The sequence below is a fragment of the Burkholderia ambifaria AMMD genome, assembly GCF_000203915.1.
Lineage (GTDB): Bacteria > Pseudomonadota > Gammaproteobacteria > Burkholderiales > Burkholderiaceae > Burkholderia > Burkholderia ambifaria.
In genome coordinates, this window is sequence record NC_008390.1 from 2,712,124 (window position 1) to 2,730,558 (window position 18,435).

Below are 18,435 nucleotides of genomic sequence, written 5' to 3' on the forward strand. Positions count from 1 at the left end.
CGAAGCATCGGACCCGAGGAGCAGGCATGGAAGAAGCGAAGCACTTCATCGCGGGCGAATGGACGTTGCCCGCGCAGCTGGAGACAATCCCGGTCGTCGATCCCTCCGACGGCCAGCCGTTCGCGACGATCGCGCGCGGCACCGCCCCCGACATCGAGCGCGCGGTCGCCGCGGCCCGCGAAGCGTTCGTGGGCCCGTGGGGCGCGGCGAGCGCCGCCGAGCGCGGCCGCGTGCTGATGCGGCTGTCGGCGCGCGTCGCCGACCATCTCGAGGAACTCGCGACGATCGAGGCGCGCGACACCGGCAAGCCGCTGAAGCAGGCGCGTGCCGATGCCGCCGCGCTCGTGCGCTATTTCGAGTTCTACGCGGGCGCTGCCGACAAGCTGCACGGCGAGACCCTCCCCTATCAGGCCGGCTATACGGTGCTGACCGTGCGCGAGCCGCACGGCGTCACCGGCCACATCGTGCCGTGGAACTACCCGATGCAGATCTTCGGGCGCAGCGTCGGCGCGGCGCTCGCGGCCGGCAACGCGTGCGTCGTGAAGCCGGCCGAGGACGCGTGCCTGTCGGTGCTGCGCGTCGCCGAGCTGGCCGCCGAAGCCGGGCTGCCGGCCGGTGCGCTCAATATCGTCACCGGCTATGGCCATGAGGCGGGCGCCGCGCTCGCGCGCCACCCGGGCATCGACCACATCTCGTTCACCGGCTCGCCCGCGACCGGCAAGCTCGTCACGCAGATGGCCGCCGAGAACCACGTGCCCGTCACGCTCGAGCTCGGCGGCAAGTCGCCGCAGATCGTGTTCGCCGACGCCGATCTCGAAGCGGCGCTGCCCGTGCTCGTGTCGGCGATCGTGCAGAACGGCGGGCAGACCTGCTCGGCCGGCAGCCGCGTGCTGATCGAGCACGCGGTCTACGAGCCGCTCGTCGATCGGCTCGCCACCGCGTTCAACGCGCTGCGGGTCGGCCCGAGCCGCGCGGATCTCGACTGCGGCCCGCTGATCAACGCGAAGCAGCAGCAGCGCGTGTGGGATTTCCTGTCCGACGCGCAGCATGACGGCATTCCGATGGCCGGGCACGGCCAGGTCGTCGCCGACGCGCCCGAAAGCGGCTTCTACCAGGCCCCCGCGCTGCTGCGCGACGTGCCGGCGTCGCACCGGCTCGCGCAGGAGGAAGTATTCGGCCCGGTGCTCGCCGCGATGCGTTTCGTCGACGAGGAGGAAGCGGTCGCGCTCGCGAACGGCACGCCGTACGGCCTCGTCGCAGGCATCTGGACCCGCGACGGCGCGCGCCAGCTGCGCCTCGCGCGGCGCCTGCGCGCCGGTCAGGTGTTCATCAACAACTACGGTGCGGGCGGCGGCGTCGAACTGCCGTTCGGCGGCGTCGGCCATTCGGGCCATGGCCGCGAGAAAGGCTTCGAGGCGCTGTATGGCTTCACCGCACTGAAGACGATCGCGATCCGGCACGGCTGAACCCGCAGCACGCGGCCGGCAACGACCGGCCGCGCACCGACACACCACGCACGCATCCAACAGAGGAGACACACCATGCGGTTGAGCGGCAAGACGGCCATCGTCACCGGCGGCGGCTCGGGCTTCGGCGAGGGCATCGCGAAGACCTATGCGCGCGAAGGCGCGAATGTCGTCGTCAACGACCTGAACGGCGCGGCGGCCGAGCGCGTCGCGAGCGAGATCGCGCTGGCGGGCGGCAAGGCGATCGCGGTCGCGGGCGACGTGTCCCAAGACGCCGACTGGCGCGCGCTGCTGCAGGCCGCGCTCGACGATTTCCATTCGGTGCAGATCGTCGTGAACAACGCCGGCACCACGCACCGCAACAAGCCGGTGCTCGACGTGACGGAAGCCGAGTTCGATCGCGTGTACGCCGTCAACATGAAGAGCCTGTTCTGGAGCGTACAGACCCTGGTGCCGTATTTCCGCGCGCAGGGCGGCGGCGTGTTCGTGAACGTCGCATCGACGGCCGGCGTGCGGCCGCGCCCGGGCCTCGTCTGGTACAACAGCACGAAGGGCGCGATGATCACCGCGAGCAAGTCGCTCGCGGCCGAGCTCGGCGCCGACCGCATCCGCGTGAACTGCATCAACCCGGTGCTCGGCGAGACGGGCCTGATGACCGAGTTCATGGGCTGCGAGGACACGCCGGAGAATCGCCGCCGGTTCCTCGCGACGATTCCGCTCGGCCGCTTCTCGACGCCGCAGGACATCGCGAACGCGGCCCTGTACCTCGCATCCGACGAAGCCGAGTTCATCACCGGCGTCTGTCTCGAAGTCGACGGCGGACGCTGCATCTAGCCGCACGACCGCGATTACGCCGCGCCGGCACCGGCGCGCGCATCCGCGCAGGGTGCATCCACGCATCGGCATTGCTTCGCAAGACACCGGATCGGGCGCCGACGCGCCGGCTCCGGCACATGACAAGACAAGGACAGGAGACAACATGGCTACATCGATGCAGTCGCTGCCGGGCTCGTCCGGCGCATTCGAGGAAGCAACCTACCGCAAGGTGTCGTGGCGGCTCACGCCGTTGCTGCTGCTGTGCTACGTGGTCGCGTATCTCGATCGCGTGAACGTCGGCTTCGCGAAGCTGCAGATGGCGAGCGACCTGAATCTCAGCGACACCGTCTACGGGCTCGGCGCCGGGATCTTCTTCTTCGGCTACTTCCTGTTCGAAGTCCCGAGCAACATCATCCTGCACAAGGTCGGCGCGCGCGTGTGGATCGCGCGGATCATGGCGACCTGGGGCGTGATCTCGATCCTGACGATGTTCGTCACGACGCCCGCGATGTTCTACGTGATGCGCTTCCTGCTCGGCGTCGCGGAAGCCGGCTTCTTCCCCGGCGTGATCCTGTATCTCACCTACTGGTATCCCGCGCACCGGCGCGGCCGGATGACGACGTTCTTCATGACCGCGGTCGCACTGTCCGGCGTGATCGGCGGACCGATCTCCGGCTTCATCCTGAAGGCGTTCAATGGCGTGAGCGGCTGGCACGGCTGGCAATGGCTGTTCCTGCTCGAAGGGATCCCGTCGGTGCTGGCCGGCGTGCTCGTATTCTTCGCGCTCGACGACCGGATCGCGAAGGCCAAATGGCTCACCGACGACGAAAAGGCGCTGCTCGCGCGCAACGTCGACGCGGAGGAAGCGACCAAGCAGGACCTGCCGCTCGGCGCGGTGATGGCGAGCCCGCGCGTGTGGCTGATGGCGCTCATCTACTTCTCGTTCGTGATGGGGCTGTACGGCGTCGGCTTCTGGCTGCCGACGATCATCAAGGCGACCGGCGTGGTCGACACGTTCATGATCGGCCTGCTGTCGGCGATTCCGTATGCGGCGGCGGTGGTCGCGATGATCCTGATCGCGCACAGCGCGGACAAGCGGCGCGAACGACGCTGGCACCTGGCGATTCCGGCCGCGTTCGGCGCGCTCGGGCTCGTGTTGTCGGTGGTCTGGGCGCACCAGACGGCGCTCGCGATGCTCGGCCTCACGCTCGCGACGATGGGCATCCTGACGACGCTGCCGCTGTTCTGGAGCCTGCCGACCGCATTCCTCGGCGGTGCGGCGGCCGCGGCCGGCATCGCGATGATCAACTCGATCGGCAACCTCGCGGGTTTCCTGAGCCCGTACCTGATGGGCTGGCTCAAGCAGGCGACGGGCGCCAACGACGCGGGCATGTACATGCTCGCCGGGTTCCTCGTGCTCGGCGGGTTGCTCGCGCTGTCGGTGCCGAAGCGGCTCGTCGACAAGTGATGCGGTAGGCCGGAGCTTGTCGCATTCGCACGCGAGCATGAAGCCGACCGGGTCGCGCCCCCTGCCGCTACGCCGCACGACGACGTCTACCGGCTCAACGGCGGGCTCGACAGCCGGCTCGCGGGCGCCGTGCCGCAAAAGCGCCCGAACCACGGCGTCCGGACCGGCCTGCAACGCGGCGCCGAATAAAAAATGCCCCGAAGGCCAATCGGCGTTCGGGGCATATTCACGTGCGGCAGAGGACCGCCGCCGCGTCAGACCACGGTGATCGCGAGCGCGCTTTCGCGGTAGTGCTTCGCCGCCTTGTCGGTTTCGCCGAGATGCTCGAACAGGCGTGCGAGCGCACGGTGCGCACGCACTTTCAGCGCCTCGTTGTCGGCCTGCTTCAGCGCGGCCTCGAGGAATGACTGCGCCTTGCCCCACAGCTGCTGCTGCTGGCAGAGACGGCCGAGCGCGAACAGCAGGTCGGCATCGTCCGGGTGATCCTTCTTCCACCCTTCGGCCTTCTGGATCAGCGGCAGCGCATCGGCGCCTGCCGTATCCGGATAGCGGCGCAGCAGCCGCGCATCCCAGTTGTGCGCGAGCGCTTCCTCGACGATGCGGCGCGCTTCGGGGCGACGCTCGAGCGGCACCAGCAGTTCGGCCGCGAGATCGGCGAGGCGCGGCGACTGACGCTCGAGCGGCGACAGCGACTGCCACACTTCGAGCAGCGCGTCCGGATCGTGCCGGCGTTCGCGCAGCAGGTTCTCCGCCGCCTGCTGGCGCAGCCGCACGGCCGCGGCCGGATGCAGCGCCTCGCGCTTCTCGAGCGCCTTCGCGAGCTTCAGCACCTCGGCCCAGTTCTTCAATTGCTGCTGCGCGCGCAGCGCGACCTGCTGCGCATGGATACGCTTGCCGCCCGCCTGCAGGTCGGCCAGCGCGGCGAGCGCGCCGTCGGCATCGCGTGCATCCGCGCGCATGTCGGCCGCGGCGAGCAGCCTCGCGTCCTGCCATTCGGGCGCGTCGACCTTCGACAGCCAGTCGTCGCGGCGCGTGTACTCGTGCATCCGGTGCGCGGCGGTGGCCGCGACGAGACTCGCGGCGCCCTGGTTCGCATCGACCGCGAGCGCGTCGCGCGCGGCCTTCTCGGCGCGCGAGAAGCGGCCCGCATACAGGTTCGCGATCGCATCGCGCAGCGACGCCTGCGCCTTCTCGTTGCGCGAACGCGCACGATACGCGGCGACCCGCTGCGGCATGCGCCAGATGTTGCGCACGATGCGCAGCAGCGCGTACACGACGATGAACAGCACGACGATGCCGATCACGAACAGGTTCAGCGACACGTCGATCCGGTACGGCGGATAGACGAGCAGCACCTGCCCCGCGTCGAAACGGCCGACGGTGGCGAGCGCCGCGGCGATCCCGAACAGGATCGCGAGCCAGACGATTCCTCGAAGCGTCATCGTTACCCCCGGCTCTTGAACTGCTGAACGGCGTTCAGGCTCGTGTTCAGGTTCGGCACCGCGACCGTCAGCGATGCGCCGTCGACCTGCCGGAGCAGATCCTGGACGGTTTGCGTGTCCTTCGATGCCTGGTCGAAATACTTGCCGAGCGACGCCTGCGCCGCATGCAGGTCGGCCTTCATCGCGGTGTCGTTGCGCGAGAGCAGCGACAGCCGCGCGGTGAGCAGGCGCAGCTTCACGTTCTCGCGCACGAAGTAGCCCTGGTCGGGCGACGCGAGCATCGCGTCCGCATTGTCGATCCGGCGCACCTGCACGAGGCCCTTCAGTTGCTCGCCGAGGCCCGCCGAGAAGTCATGCCACCACACCTTCCAGCGCGGCGTGTCGGCCGCGACCGACGATGCGGCATCGGCCGGCGCGGCCTTCGGCGCCGCGTGCGGAACGATCGCCTCGCCCGACAGCGGCAGCGCGTCGATCTTCGCGATCGCGTCGTCGAGCTTGATCGCGAGGCCCGTGAGGTCGGCCGACGGGGCAGCCTTCAGCTTCTCGATGTCCTGCGCGAGCGCCTTGCGCACCGTGACGGCCTGCGCGCTCTGCGACGTCGCGAGGCGCGCGTCGGCATTCTGCAGCGCGATCAGCGCGAGCTGCGTGTTGCCCGTGAGCTGCAGCTGCTGGCTCGCGCTCGACAGCATCTGGTCGACTTCTTCCAGCATCCACGCGTCGCGGTTGCGCGACAGGTCCTGGTACTGCTGCTGCAGCGCCTGCTGCGCGCTCTGCGCGTCGGCGAGCTTGCCGTCGAGCTGCGCGAGCTGCGTATCGACCTGGTGCGTGCCCGCGAGCGCCTGCTCGGTCTTCATGCGCGTCTCGGCCGTTTGCGCGTCGAGCGCCTTCTGGCGCGCGACGAACGTCGCGTCGAGCCGGTCGACCTTGCGGTTCAGCGCGTAGGCGCCCACGCCCGCGGCGCAGCCGAGCACGACGACGACGAACCACAGCGCCGCGCTGCTGCCGCGGCGCGCAGGCGATTGCGCGAGATAAGGGGGACTGGACGGCGGCGCGGATGCAGCGGCCGGCTGGGAAGCGACGCTTTTGGAATCGTTGGTATCTGTCATGCGTTTAGTCACCGGTGCGGCTGTCGCCGGTTGGACGGCCTCGTCGGCCATCGTTCGAAACGCGCGGACGATGCGCTCATCGCCCGCGCCGGTCAGCGTAATCCTATCAAAACCCAGTGCGCGGGCGGTCTGCTCGATGCGCGGGTGCGGCGTCACGAGCGGCGCATGCTTCAGCGCTTCGATCTCGGCGTCGTTCAGGTGGGTGCGCGCGAGTTCGTGCAGGTTGCGCACGCCTTCGGAGCTCGTGACGAGCCACGCGTGCGGCGCGCCGGCGAGCAGCACATGCACGCGTTCCCACGCGCCGACGCGCGGCTCGGGCACGACGCGCCGGTACGCGGCGACCAGCGTGACGTCCGCGCCGGCTTCGCGCAGCCGCTCGGCGAGCCATTCGCGCCCGCCGTCGCCGCGCACGATCAGCACGTGCTTGCCGGCGAGCGCCTGCGCGCCGCCGAACGCGGCCTCGATGCTCGCGAACAGGTTTTCCGAATCGTAATGCGGGACACCGCCGTCGGCGGGCGCCTGCGGCGCGATCACGCGATGCGCGGGCGCGGCGATTCCGTGGCGCTCGAGCGCCGCGACGCTGCCCGGGCCGACGACGCCGACCGGCAGCGCATTCGGCCAGATCGCGTCGTACTGCGCGAGCGCGCGGTCGATCGCGTTCGGCGACACGAAGATCACCAGCGCGTAACGGTCGAGCGCCGCGAACGCGGCGTCGAGCGGCGCCGGATCGTCCACCGGCGCGATGTCGATCAGCGGGAATTCGAGCACGTCGCAGCCGGCCTCGGCCAGCTGGGCCGAGAGTCCGGCCGACTGGCCGTCCGGACGCGTCAGGACGGCGGTGAACGCGCGCGCGCCGCCCGCCATCAGGCGTCGCCCTTGCCGGCCTGCGACGCGGCGAGCAGTGCGTTGACGATGTCGAGCGCGCCCTGCGCCTCGAGCTCGTCGGACACCGCGCGGCCGAGCGCGAGCGCATCGGCGACGGTCATGACCGCGCCGCACTCCTCGGCCGTCAGCACGCGCTGGCCGTCGGTCGTCGACACGCGGCCCGTCAGGTACAGCTCGCCGGCGCGCCACACCGCGTGCGCGGCGAGCGGCACCTCGCAGCTGCCGCCGAGTGCGCGCGACACCATCCGCTCGGCCTCGACCGCGAGCGCGGTCCGCGGGTCGTGCAGCGGCGCGAGCCATGCGGCGACGTCCGTGCGGTGCGTGGCGATTTCGATGCCGAGCGCGCCCTGACCGGCGGCGGGCGGGCTGTCCTCGACGTCGATCAGTGTACGGATTCGCGCTTCGAGGCCGAGGCGCTTCAGGCCCGCGGCCGCGAGAATGATCGCCGCATAGTCGCCGCGATCGAGCTTCGCCAGGCGCGTGTCGAGGTTGCCGCGCAGCGGCAGCACGTCGAGGTGCGGATAGCGCGCGCGCAGCATCGCCTCGCGGCGCAGGCTCGACGTGCCGACGACGGCGCCGGCCGGCAGCGCGTCGAGCGACGCGTAGTCGTTCGACACGAACGCATCGCGCGGATCCTCGCGCTCCATGATCGCGGTGAGCGCGAAGCCGTCGGGCAGCGCCATCGGCACGTCCTTCAGCGAATGCACGGCCAAATCGGCGCGACCGTCGGCGAGCGCGTTCTCCAGCTCCTTCACGAACAGGCCCTTGCCGCCGACCTTCGACAGCGTACGATCGAGAATCTGGTCGCCACGGGTCGTCATCCCGAGGATTTTCACGTCGCAAGCTGGATATAATTTGCGCAGCGCATCACGCACATGTTCGGCTTGCCACATCGCCAGGCGACTCTCGCGCGAAGCAATCGTCAGCGTCGCAGGGGCTTGTGCCGAAATAGTCTCGGAATTCATTGCTGGAACATCGAAGGACGGGATGGAAGATCGAACAATGGTAGCACGCACGCTTCGGCCCGCCCGGGCCCGGAGCCCACGCCCGCCGCGCTTCGGCGCGGGCGGCGACACCGATGCGCGGATGTGCCGCACGTAGCTGGTTGCTTGACCGCAGTTCCCGTAGTTTCCGCAGTACCCGCAGTCCCTTTTGACTCGAGCTTTCCCAAGGAAACCCATCGTGAAGTCTTCCGGATCGGCGCGTACGACGCGCCGCAATGCTGCCCTGCCCTCCTCCGATGCCCAGACGGGTACCATCGCTACCGCCGCGAACGGCCGTGCGAAAACGGCAACGAAACCGAAAGACCCGATACCTCGGACAAAACGCACGATCAAGGCTTCCGGCCCGGCCGCCCGCACCGCGAAGCCCGGCGTGCGCACGCGCGAGGACAAGGACGGCCCGCTGTTCGAGGACATCCGCTTCCTCGGCCGCCTGCTCGGCGACGTGGTGCGCGAACAGGAAGGCGACACCGTGTTCGACGTCGTCGAAACGATCCGCCAGACCGCGGTGAAGTTCCGTCGCGAAGACGACAGCGAAGCCGCGCAGACTTTGGAAAAGAAGCTGCGCAAGCTGACCCCGGAGCAGACGGTGAGCGTCGTGCGCGCGTTCAGCTATTTCTCGCACCTCGCGAACATCGCGGAAGACCGCCACCACAACCGCCGCCGCCGCATCCACGCGCTGGCCGGCTCCGCGCCGCAGCCGGGCACCGTCGCGTACGCGCTCGAACAGCTGAAGACGACCGGCAACGCGTCGAAGCGCCTGCTGCAGCGCTTCTTCGACGATGCGCTGATCGTGCCGGTGCTGACCGCGCACCCGACCGAAGTGCAGCGCAAGAGCATCCTCGACGCGCAGCACGACATCGCGCGGCTGCTCGCCGAGCGCGACCAGCCGCTCACCGCGCGCGAACGCTCGTACAACGAATCGATGCTGCGCGCGCGCGTGACCGCGCTGTGGCAGACCCGCATGCTGCGCGACTCGCGCCTGACGGTCGGCGACGAGATCGAGAACGCGCTGTCGTACTACCGCGCGACGTTCCTCGACGAGCTGCCCGCGCTGTACGGCGACATCGAAGCCGCGCTCGCCGAGCACGGCCTGCCTGCGCGCGTGCCCGCGTTCTTGCAGATGGGCAGCTGGATCGGCGGCGATCGCGACGGCAACCCGAACGTCACCGGCCCGACGCTCGACGAAGCGATCAACCGCCAGGCCGCGGTGATCCTCGAACATTATCTGGAACAGGTGCACAAGCTCGGCGCCGAGCTGTCGGTGTCCAATCTGCTGGTCGGCGCGAACGACGCGGTGAAGGCGCTCGCGGCCGCCTCCCCCGACCAGTCGCCGCACCGCGTCGACGAACCGTATCGCCGTGCGCTGATCGGCATCTACACGCGGCTCGCCGCCAGCGCGCGCGTGCGCCTTGGCGAAGGCACGGTGCCGGTGCGCAGCGCGGGCCGCGGCGCGCCGCCGGTGCGCGCGATTCCGTATGCGGATTCCGAAGCGTTCGTCGCCGACCTGAAGGTGCTGACCGCGTCGCTCGAAGAACACCACGGCGCGTCGCTCGCCGCGCCGCGCCTGACTCCGCTGGTGCGCGCGGCCGAAGTGTTCGGCTTCCATCTCGCGAGCATCGACCTGCGCCAGAGCTCCGACATCCACGAAGCCGTGGTTGCCGAGCTGTTCGCGCGTGCCGGCGTCGAAGCCGACTACGCGGCGCTCGCCGAGGAAGACAAGCTGCGCGTGCTGCTGGCCGCGCTCGCCGATCCGCGCCCGCTGCGCTCGCCGTACCTCGAATACTCGGCGCTCGCGCAGAGCGAGCTCGGCGTGTTCGAGAAGGCCCGCGAGGTGCGCGCGCAGTTCGGCGCGCGTGCGGTGCGCAACTACATCATCTCGCATACGGAAACCGTCAGCGACCTCGTCGAGGTGCTGCTGCTGCAGAAGGAAACGGGGCTGCTCGAAGGCCCGCTCGGCAGCCATGCGAAGAACGGCCTGATGGTGATCCCGCTGTTCGAGACGATCCCCGACCTGCGCGACGCCGCGCGGATCATGCGCGAGTACTTCGCGCTGCCGGGCATCGACGCGCTGATCGCGCATCAGGGCGCCGAGCAGGAGGTGATGCTCGGCTACTCGGACAGCAACAAGGACGGCGGCTTCCTGACGTCGAACTGGGAGCTGTATCGCGCCGAACTCGCGCTCGTCGACGTGTTCCGCGAACGCAAGATCACGCTGCGGCTGTTCCACGGCCGCGGCGGCACGGTCGGCCGCGGGGGCGGCCCGACCTACCAGGCGATCCTGTCGCAGCCGCCGGGTACCGTGAACGGCCAGATCCGCCTGACCGAACAGGGCGAGGTGATCGCGAGCAAGTTCGCGAACCCCGAAATCGGCCGGCGCAACCTCGAGACGGTAGTCGCCGCGACGCTCGAGGCGTCGCTGCTGCCGCAGTCGAACGCGCCCGCGCAACTGCCCGCGTTCGAAGCCGCGATGCAGACGCTGTCGGACGCCGCGATGGCGTCGTATCGCGCGCTCGTCTATGAAACGCCCGGCTTCACCGACTACTTCTTCTCGTCGACGCCGATCACCGAGATCGCGGAGCTGAACATCGGCAGCCGCCCGGCCTCGCGCAAGCTGCAGGATCCGAAGAACCGCAAGATCGAGGATCTCCGCGCGATTCCGTGGGGCTTCTCGTGGGGTCAGTGCCGGCTGCTGCTGACGGGCTGGTACGGCTTCGGCAGCGCGGTGAGCGCGTATCTCGACGGCGCGCCGGACGAGGCCGAACGCACCAAGCGCCTGACGCTGCTCAAGAAGATGAACAAGACCTGGCCGTTCTTCGCGAACCTGCTGTCGAACATGGACATGGTGCTCGCGAAGACCGATCTCGCGGTCGCGTCGCGCTATGCGCAGCTGGTCGCCGACCGCAAGCTGCGCAAGCACGTGTTCGAGCGGATCGTCGCGGAATGGGAGCGCACGTCGCAGGCGCTCGCGGAAATCACCGGGCACGAAGGCCGCCTCGCGACCAACCCGCTGCTCGCACGCTCGATCAAGAACCGCTTCCCGTATCTCGATCCGCTGAACCACCTGCAGGTCGAGCTGATCAAGCGTCACCGCGCGGGCGACACGAACGCGCGGCTGCGCCGGGGGATTCACCTGACCATCAACGGGATCGCGGCCGGCCTGCGCAACACGGGCTGATCCGCGCGCGGCACGGGTCCGTCCCGAGCCGCGCCGGCATCGCGATACGAAAGCCGCGATACGCGCGTCACGCGTATCGCGGCTTTTTTCATCGGCCGGCGCTACGGCACAGCGGCACGACGGCACGGCCGTACGACGACGCGCCGCCGTGCCGCCGATTCATCGCGCGTCGATCAGCAACGCGTCGTGCTCGAACGATCCGTCCGGCTGCACCGCGTAGTAGCCGCGCACCTCGTCGGGCGCATGCGCCCACAGCGCGCGGATGCCCGCGACGCTGTCGGCCGGCGTGCGAATCCGCTCGACCCACGTGTCGAAATCGATCGGCAGGCGCCAGCGGCTCTGCACCTGTGCATCGAAACCGGCGCCGCGGAACATCGCGAGCCATTCGTCGGCACGGTAGTCGCGCACGTGGGATGCGTCGCGCAGCACTTCCGCGGCCTGCAAATACGTGTCGAGCAGCGGATGGTCGTTGCCCGCGATGTCGATCATCAGCACGCGACCGCCCGGCTTCAGCACACGGCGCACCTCGGCGAGCGCCGCGCGCACGTCGTGCCAGTGGTGCGCACTCATCCGGCTGACCACCCAGTCGAAGGTGCCCGCGTCGAACGGCAGCCGCTCGGCCGGCCCCTGCTGCGTTCGGATGTTCACGAGCCCGCGCTCGCGCGCGGCGGCGTCGACGGTCGCGAGCATCGGCGCGGCGAGATCGTAGGCGACCACGTCGCGCACGTGCGGCGCGACCGCGAAGCTCGCGTGGCCCGCGCCGCAGCCGAGATCGAGCACCGCGCCGTCGGGCGTCGCGCGCACGGCGTCCGCCAGTGCCTGCAGATCGGCGCCCGTCGCGTGGACCGTGCTCGTCAGGTAGGCGGCGGCCGTCGTGCCGAATGCGTCGGCGACCTGGTCGTGGTGTTTCATCGTTCGCTCCTTCGTTGGGTGGGGCGCCCGCTGCCTGTCAGCGCGCGAATCGCTACAATAGGGCCGCGCTTGTACCAGTACAAGTTAAGCGGTTATTCTGGTATTTGTTACACCTGCCTGATTTCCGGCCCGATCTTCGCCGCGCATCCCGCGCCCTTTTTTGTCGTTTCAGCCGTTTTCCGCATGAACCAGCCGTCCTCCGCCCCCACCCCGCCGCTCGACGCGACGCCCGCCCGCGCGCTCGGCGAATTCATCCGCGCGCACCGCGAACGGCTGTCGCCGCAGGCCGTCGGCCTGCCGCCCGGCCCGCGCCGCCGCACGCCGGGGCTGCGGCGCGAGGAAGTCGCGCAGCTGTGCGGCGTCAGCCCGACCTGGTACACGTGGATCGAGCAGGGCCGCCCGGTGTCGGCGTCGGCCGACGCGCTCGCGCGGATCGCCGTCGCGCTGCAGTTGTCGAAGGCCGAACGCGCGTACCTGTTCGAGCTGGCCGCGCAGCGCGATCCGGCCGAGCCCGACGTCGCGGCCGGCGACCTGCCGCCGACGCTCGCGGCGACCGTCGCCGCGATCGCCACGCCCGCCTACGTGCTCGACCGGCAATGGAACGCCCTCGCGTGGAACGCGCCGGCCGCCGCGCTGTTCACGGGCTGGCTCGACGGCGAGCACGACCGCAACCTGCTGCGCTTCACGTTCATGGCGCCGGCCGCGCGCACGCTGATCGTCGACTGGGAAACCCGCGCGCGCCGGCTCGCGGCCGAATTCCGCGCCGACTCGATCCGCCACCTCGCCGACGCGCCGACGCGCGCACTGATCGACGCGCTGATGGCCGGCAGCGACGCGTTCGCGCAGTACTGGGCGTCGCAGGACGTGTTCGAGCGCGAAGGCGGCCTGCGCGAGTTCGACCATCCGGCCGACGGCCGGCTCGTGTATCAGCAGATCACGCTGAAGCCCGCGCACCGCGAGGATCTGAAGCTCGTCGTGCTGGTGCGCGATTGACGCGACTCAGAAGCTGATCGTCGCGGTGATGGTGTCGCTGTAGTTGCCGGGCGCCGGCGTCGCCTGCGCGGGGACGCGGCCATACACGGTGATCGCCTGCGCGAACCCGCTGCCGGTGCCCGTCGCCATCGACGTGCCGCCGGTGCCGTCGCCCCACGGCTGCGTGTGGCCGCTGTCCTGATAGAGCTGATAGCTGACCGAGCCGCCGCCCGTGCGCTGCATCGTGCGTGCGACGACACTGCCGCTGACCCCGCCGTTCAACGCGATCTGGAACGCATCGCCGTTCGTGCAGCGCGCACTGATCGAGCCGCTCGCGCTCAGCGCCGACGTCAGCACGCCCGCCGCCGGAAACGCGACGCCGGTCGCGCTGATGATGCAGTTGTTGATGACGGTGGCGGTAGCGGCAAAGCTCATCGTGCCGGCCGTCGACTGCGACACGCACGGCGTGGGCTGCACGCCGAGCAGCGAAAAACTGAAGCTGTAGGCGGCCTGGTTGCCGGCGAAACTTTGCGTATAGACGGTGCTGGCATTGTTCACGGTCGGCACGGTCGGCTGGTTCGACGCGATGCGGCCATAGATGGTCACGTTGGTACTCGCGGTCGTGCCGAGCACAGGTTTCGTCAACGACACGGAGATCGGCGTCGTGCCGGCACTGACGGCGCCCCACGGTTGCGAATAGCCGGCGTCCTGATACAGGTCGTACTGCATCTGGTTCGTCCCGTTAGTCAGGTAGCGCGGGCTCGTGCCGCCGAGGTTCACGCAAACGAGCACGCCGGTGTTCAGACTCAGTGCGTCCCACGTGCAACTGACCGTCATCGTGCTGTTCGTCGTATAAGCCTGCAGCGTGATCGGACTGACCGAGCCGAAGCTCGGCGCCGGCGGCGTCACGGAACACGTGTCCGCTCGAGCCGGCATCCACGGCATGCCGAGCAGCGCGGCCAGCAGCACGCACGCTAGCGCGCGGATCCAGCGTCGCGTCGTGTCGAATTCGTCATCCGCCATGCGTTCCCCCCGAACATGCTCGTCCGTTCGACCAGGCTTGCGGCCCGTTCGGCGCCCCATCGTATCCGGCTGCGCATCAATCGTTCGCACTGTTTTGATCCATGTCAAATCGGCCGCTGCCAATCGGTTCGCAACCCAAAACAATGTGTTCCGGTCGGCGTTTTCTCGATTGCGCGCGCCTGAATCCGTGGAGTAGTCTTCCAACAACGACAGAGCGGTTACGGCGACCGGCAACAGACCACGCGGCAGGCACTCCGCGTCCGGACGCCCCCTTGAACGGCAGGAGACAATCATAATGAACGATTCCCGACGTCGTGTTCTTTCGGCCATGCTCGCGGCCAGCGTCGCATTCGCGCCCGCGCTGCAGCCCGTCGCCATTGCGGCAGTCTATTCGAACGGCACCGCTACCGCGCAATTCACCGTCACGCTCACGATCCAGGCCAACTGCACGATCGCCGCGAACCCGCTCGCGTTCGGCACGGCCGGCGTGCTGGCGTCGGCAGTCAACCAGCAGACCACGGTCTCCGTCACCTGCACGAACTCGACGCCGTACAACGTCGGACTCGACGGCGGCACGGTAAGCGGCTCGACGGTCGCCAGCCGGCTGATGGGTGGCACGACGACCGGCAATACCAGCACGACGGTCGGCTATCAGCTCTACCAGGACTCGGGCCACACGACGATCTGGGGCAACACGCAGGGCACCGACACGGTCGGCGGCACCGGCACCGGTTCCGCGCAAGTGCTGAACGTGTACGGTCAGGTGCCCGCGCAAGCGACGCCGACGCCCGACACCTACCAGGCCTCCGTCACCGCCACCGTGTACTTCTGACGCGCCATGGCATGGCTCCCGCGCGCATTGGCCGCGCTGTGCGTCGCGTCCGCGTGCGCGGCCGCATCCGCCGCCACGCTGCAGATCACGCCCGTGACGATCGAGCTGGCGCCGTCGGCGGCCGCCGCGAGCATGACGCTCAGCAATCCCGGCGGACAGCCGATCTACGGCCAGGTCCGCACCTATCGCTGGACGCAGCAAAACGGTGACGACGTGATGACGCCGACCGACACGCTCGCCGCGTCGCCGCCGCTGCTGCAGATCGGCGCGAACGCCGAGCAGCTGATCCGGCTCGTGCGCACGGGCCGCGGCGCGCCGCTCGCCGAGGAAAGCTATCGCGTGCTGATCGATGAACTGCCCGCGCCCGGCACGCCGGTCGCGAACGGCGTCACGATCCGGCTGCGCTACTCGGTCCCGGTATTCGTCGAGCCCGACGGCGCACCGGCGTCGCCAAAACTTGACTGGCGCGTCGAGCGTGACGGCGCGGGCACACGACTTGCGGTCGACAACCGCGGTGGACGGCGCGCGCAGATTTCCGCGGTTCGGCTCATCGACGCGCGCGGCACCGTGCATGACGTCACGCGCGGCCTGCTCGGCTATGCGCTCGCGGGCAGCACGCGGCGCTGGCCGCTCAAGCTGGATGCGGGCCCGGCGACATTCGTCAGGATCCAGGCGACCGTCAACGCGCAGCCGGTCGAAGCGCGGCTGACACCGCCCTGATCCGGCTCGGAAGGATCGCACGACGTTGCCCGTTCCGACGACGCGCATGGCCCTCCAGGCAGCCGGCCCCGCACGATACGCGCGGCCCGCCGCAGCGGTGCTTGCAATGGCGCTGGCGCTGCATGCAGGCACCGGCTGCGCGCAAACGGCGCCGGTGCAGGTGGCAGCCGCGCCGGTGCTGGTGCCCGTGCCTGCGCCCGTGCCTGCGTCCGTGCCTACTTCCGTGCCTGCGTCCGTGCCTGCGCCTGTGCCCGTGCCTGTGCCCGTGCCGGTGCCTACGCCCGTGCCTGCGCCAGTGCCTGCGCCCATGCCCATGCCCACGCCCACGCCCGCGCCCGCCTCCGACGCACTGTTTCTCGACGTCTCGCTCAATGGCGAACCGACGCACCGGATCGCACGCTTCCAGCAAATCGACGGACGCCTGTACGCGGCCTCCGCCGACCTGAACGACCTGGGTATCGCGACGAACGACCGGACGAACGACCGCACGCAGGAGCCGTCGAACGTGCTCGTCGCGCTCGACACGCTCGCCGGGCTGCGCTACGACTACGACGCGGGCCGGCAGACGCTCGACCTGCGCGTGCCCGATGCGCTGCGCATCCCGCACACGTTCGATACGCGCGCCCTCGCGGCCGCGCCGCCCGCCACGTCCGGCCGCGGCTTCGTGCTGAACTACGACGCCTACGCGCAGACCATCGCCCATGCGCCGCTCGCGGTCTGGAGCGAGGCGCGCTATTTCGACCCGTACGGCGTATTCAGCAGCACCGGCGTCGCGTATCTGTACGACGACCGCCGGCGCTACGTGCGCTACGACACGTCGTGGAGTCATTCGAACCCCGGCACGCTCACGACGACCCAGATCGGCGACACGATTTCGTCGTCGTTGTCGTGGACCCGCTCGCTGCGCATCGGCGGCGTGCAGTGGCGCAGCAATTTCGGCCTGCGTCCCGATCTGGTCACGTTTCCGGTACCCGCGCTGTCCGGCAGCGCGGTCGTGCCGACCTCGGTCGACCTGTACGTGAACAACGTGCGCCAGTTCAGCGGCAACGTGGCGAGCGGGCCGTTCGTGATCAACAGCGTGCCCGGCATCACCGGCGCGGGCAACGCAACGGTCATCACGCGCGACGCGCTCGGCCGCTCGATCGCGACGTCCATTCCGCTGTACGTCGACACGCGCCTGCTCGCCCCCGGCCTCGCCAGCTATTCGGCGGAAGCCGGGTTCCTGCGCCGCGCCTATGGCATCGATTCCTTCGACTACGCGCGCACGCCGGCCGCGAGCGGCTCGCTGCGCTACGGCATCAGCGAGCGCCTGACCGTCGAGGCGCATGCGGAAGCGACGGCCGGCGTCTACAACGCAGGCGCCGGCGCGCTTGCACGTCTGGGCGAACGCGGCGTGGCGAACGCGTCGCTGGCGCTCAGCGCGCCGGGCCGCACCGGCGTGCAGGCCGGCATCGGCTACCAGTACGTGACGCCGCGCTTCTCCATCGATGCGCAGACGCTGCGCGCCTTCGGCGACTACAGCGACCTCGGCAGCCGCGAAGGCGTGCCGGTATCGCGCGCCACCGACCGCGTCACGGTGTCATTCCCGTTCCTGCGCAGGCAGACGCTGTCGTTCAGCTATCTCGGCCTCAAGTATCCGGGCGTCGCCGCCTCGCGCATCGGCTCGGTCGCCTACCTGGTCAATCTCGGCGGGCTGACCTCGATCACGTTCAGCGGCTTCCAGGACCTCCGGCAGCGCGACACGCGCGGCTTCTTCGTGAGCCTGAGCATCGGGCTCGGCGGCAACACGTCCGTGTCGTTGAACGCCGGGCGGCAGAACGGCGACTCGACCTACACGCTGAGCGCGACACGGCCGCCCGACTATGGCGGCGGCGTCGGCTGGAACGTGCAGGCGGGCGCCAACGCAGGCATGCGCTACGCGCAGGGGCAGCTGCAGTATCTCGGCCGTGCGGGCGAGGTCACGCTGCTCGCGCAGTCGTTCGACGGGCACCGCAACGCGTCGGTCGACGTCACGGGCGCGATCGTGCTGATGAACGGCCAGCTGATGACGGCACGCCGCGTCGACGACGGCTTCGCGCTCGTCTCGACCGACACCGGGCGCGTGCCCGTGCTGCACCAGAACCGGATGATCGGCGAGACGGACCGGGCCGGCTACCTGCTCGTACCAGACCTAAATGCGTACCAGAGCAATCGCGTCGCGATCGACGGCACCGCGCTGCCCGCCGACGCCCGGATCGCCGACACGACGCTCGATGTCGTGCCGCAGGCGCGCTCCGGCGTGCTCGCGCACTTCGCCGTGACACGCTACAGCGCCGCGTCGATCGCGCTGCGCGCGCCGGACGGCACGCCGCTGCCGCCCGGGCTCGAGGTGCGCCACGTCGAAACCGGCCAGCGCACGATCGTCGGCTACGACGGCCTGACCTTCGTCGACGGCCTCGTCGCGAACAACCACCTGGAAATCACCGGCGGCGGCCGCGATTGCGCGGTCGCGTTCGCGTACCAGCGCCCCGACGACGGCACGCTGCCGCGGATCGGCCCGCTGACCTGCGGCCCGCGGTGATCCGCGGCCGGCGCGCGCCGGCCGTCAGCCCCGCGAATGTTAGAATTGCAGGAT

At 69.7% G+C, this 18,435-nt stretch carries 13 protein-coding genes; 8 read left to right on the top strand and 5 right to left on the bottom strand.

The annotated features are described in order from the left end of the window. The first annotated feature begins 26 nt into the window (after positions 1–26). The 3 genes from BAMB_RS12455 to BAMB_RS12465 all read left to right on the top strand — a co-directional run bounded on the left by BAMB_RS12455 (position 27) and on the right by BAMB_RS12465 (position 3,750). Positions 27–1,466, top strand: coding sequence for an aldehyde dehydrogenase family protein (locus BAMB_RS12455; protein WP_011657634.1), 1,440 nt, complete (start codon positions 27–29; stop codon positions 1,464–1,466). Between the two features lie 75 nt (positions 1,467–1,541). After that, the gene (locus BAMB_RS12460) at positions 1,542–2,300 is read left to right on the top strand and encodes an SDR family oxidoreductase (RefSeq protein WP_011657635.1); all 759 of its coding nucleotides are present in this window, start codon (positions 1,542–1,544) and stop codon (positions 2,298–2,300) included. Positions 2,301–2,445: 145 nt separating this feature from the next. Beyond that, positions 2,446–3,750, top strand: coding sequence for an MFS transporter (locus tag BAMB_RS12465; protein ID WP_011657636.1), 1,305 nt, complete (start codon positions 2,446–2,448; stop codon positions 3,748–3,750). 254 nt (positions 3,751–4,004) lie between these two features. Here BAMB_RS12465 and BAMB_RS12470 read toward each other — a convergent pair whose 3' ends face one another. From BAMB_RS12470 to hemC, 3 genes are read right to left on the bottom strand one after another with little or no spacing between them, the layout of a single operon-like run. Beyond that, a complete protein-coding gene (locus tag BAMB_RS12470; protein WP_011657637.1) occupies positions 4,005–5,192 on the bottom strand; it encodes a heme biosynthesis protein HemY in 1,188 nt (395 codons plus the stop codon). A gap of 2 nt (positions 5,193–5,194) precedes the next feature. Next, positions 5,195–7,162 carry a fused uroporphyrinogen-III synthase HemD/membrane protein HemX gene (gene hemDX / locus BAMB_RS12475; RefSeq protein WP_011657638.1) on the bottom strand — a complete coding sequence of 656 codons (1,968 nt, stop codon included), beginning with the start codon at positions 7,160–7,162 and terminating at the stop codon, positions 5,195–5,197. Continuing rightward, complete coding sequence (hemC, locus tag BAMB_RS12480) at positions 7,162–8,148, bottom strand: hydroxymethylbilane synthase (protein ID WP_011657639.1); 987 nt, start codon at positions 8,146–8,148, stop codon at positions 7,162–7,164. Before hemC ends, hemDX begins: the two co-directional genes overlap by 1 nt. Positions 8,149–8,365: 217 nt before the next feature. Between hemC and ppc the strand changes: the two genes are divergently transcribed. Then, a complete protein-coding gene (gene ppc, locus BAMB_RS12485; protein WP_011657640.1) occupies positions 8,366–11,362 on the top strand; it encodes a phosphoenolpyruvate carboxylase in 2,997 nt (998 codons plus the stop codon). Between the two features lie 159 nt (positions 11,363–11,521). Here ppc and BAMB_RS12490 read toward each other — a convergent pair whose 3' ends face one another. Then, on the bottom strand, positions 11,522–12,274 hold the full coding sequence (locus BAMB_RS12490) for a class I SAM-dependent methyltransferase (RefSeq protein ID WP_011657641.1): 753 nt from the start codon (positions 12,272–12,274) through the stop codon (positions 11,522–11,524). A gap of 183 nt (positions 12,275–12,457) precedes the next feature. On the opposite strand from BAMB_RS12490, the gene BAMB_RS12495 reads away from it, so the two are divergent. Beyond that, positions 12,458–13,267 carry a helix-turn-helix transcriptional regulator gene (locus BAMB_RS12495; RefSeq protein WP_011657642.1) on the top strand — a complete coding sequence of 270 codons (810 nt, stop codon included), beginning with the start codon at positions 12,458–12,460 and terminating at the stop codon, positions 13,265–13,267. A 6-nt stretch (positions 13,268–13,273) separates the two neighbouring features. Here the strand turns inward: BAMB_RS12495 and BAMB_RS12500 are convergent, their stop codons facing one another. Then, positions 13,274–14,269: a Csu type fimbrial protein gene (locus BAMB_RS12500; RefSeq protein WP_011657643.1), complete on the bottom strand. Its 996-nt coding sequence runs from the start codon at positions 14,267–14,269 to the stop codon at positions 13,274–13,276. A gap of 295 nt (positions 14,270–14,564) precedes the next feature. On the opposite strand from BAMB_RS12500, the gene BAMB_RS12505 reads away from it, so the two are divergent. The 3 genes from BAMB_RS12505 (at position 14,565) to BAMB_RS12515 (ending at position 18,381) form a co-directional block, all read left to right on the top strand. After that, complete coding sequence (locus BAMB_RS12505; RefSeq protein WP_011657644.1) at positions 14,565–15,101, top strand: Csu type fimbrial protein; 537 nt, start codon at positions 14,565–14,567, stop codon at positions 15,099–15,101. A 6-nt stretch (positions 15,102–15,107) separates the two neighbouring features. Next, positions 15,108–15,821 (top strand): fimbrial biogenesis chaperone, encoded by a 714-nt coding sequence (locus BAMB_RS12510; RefSeq protein WP_011657645.1) that lies wholly within the window; start codon positions 15,108–15,110, stop codon positions 15,819–15,821. A 313-nt stretch (positions 15,822–16,134) separates the two neighbouring features. Then, positions 16,135–18,381 (top strand): fimbria/pilus outer membrane usher protein, encoded by a 2,247-nt coding sequence (locus BAMB_RS12515; protein ID WP_011657646.1) that lies wholly within the window; start codon positions 16,135–16,137, stop codon positions 18,379–18,381. Positions 18,382–18,435: the final 54 nt, after the last annotated feature.